Genomic DNA, 1,226 nt, shown 5'->3' with positions numbered 1-1,226 from the left:
CAGTCAACGGCTGCCTGGGATCCAGCCATTTTCTATGGCGACCGAAAGGCAAGAATGAAGAGAGGATTCTCACTGGTTTTTGTCAATTATGAGGGCGTTTGGGTCTACGGTGGGGATATTGAGCTGTCACAGGTCAAGTATGGCGAAAACTTCTGGTCAGCGTCGATCCCTGCAGAATATATCGAAGCTGGCATGTCTCTTCGCTTCTCATATGCCGGGACTGATAGGGATTCAACAACCGGAATGCTCAATGACATTAAAGTGGGGGCGCCAACAGAGTTACTATTACATACCATTGATATTGGCATGCTGACAAAAAATCAGGGTAAATTCACGTTTCAGGAGAGCGATGAGTATGCCAGACAGTATTTCCACACTATACCCACCAGTCGTTTGGTGGTGTCGACTTATGAGCCAGTATATCTCAAAGAGGTGATGACGAGAGAAGGTGTGTTGCTGAAAGAGCGCGCTCCCGATAACGGCGGGTGGCAAGCAGGCTCATTGCGAGATTGGACAGCGACAAATCTGATCACACATGGCATCTATGCCGCCAACCATGGCGCTAACGTGACGGATGTTGAATGGGAGGTATTTCGGGGTCCCTCGTTTTCTGCGGCACAGATTAGTGCTTTCCTGTCCGTCGGTATGTACCAAAATGGGCGTCAAGCACACGGCGGCAGTGGCGCTTATAACCGTGGTGCGTCAATTAGCCAAGGTCAAGACCTTGGCACTGAGTGGAGTCGCGAGCTCGGGCACAATTTTAATCTCGGGAATTATGGTGGTGGTTTTAAACGCTGGGCACATCAGCCCGCTGATGAAGTGAACTCAACGTGGGGCTGGGACAGCGACAACAATTTCTTTTTGCCCAATTTCATGGTGCCTAAATCTGACAAACCGCTCTGCCATATCGATAGCAATAAGGGGAAAATATGCCAAAAATCTACGTTTAGTGGATATACGTTTGGTACGTCTCCAATGTCGTCGGGTGAGGCTCATTTACCCCAATACAATACTTATGGAGTGTATTCACCCTTCGAGGCCAGCCTCATTCAGAAATATCTTGAAGGGAAAGCGGTATTTTCTCAGACCTCGCCGACAGGCTTTATGAAGTGGGACAGCGACAGCCAGACTATGCGTGAATGGGAGCACAGGGTGCCAGTTAAAACTGTCGTAGACGTGAGTCCGGGTGACGTAAGTGAAGACGTAAGTGAAGACGTTATTGCCAG

Annotated in this window: 1 protein-coding gene; it reads left to right on the top strand. The window is 49.2% G+C overall.

What is annotated here, in order from left to right; all coding sequences use genetic code 11:
• On the top strand, positions 1-1,226 hold a 1,226-nt coding region (locus A8L45_RS23270), incomplete at both ends, for a M66 family metalloprotease (protein WP_245680805.1).

Origin of the sequence: Veronia pacifica, from assembly GCF_001707825.1 — a bacterium.
Classification (GTDB): Bacteria; Pseudomonadota; Gammaproteobacteria; order Enterobacterales; family Vibrionaceae; genus Veronia; species Veronia pacifica.
Note: the sequence above shows the minus strand (reverse complement) of the source record. Positions and strands in the feature narration are given on the sequence as shown.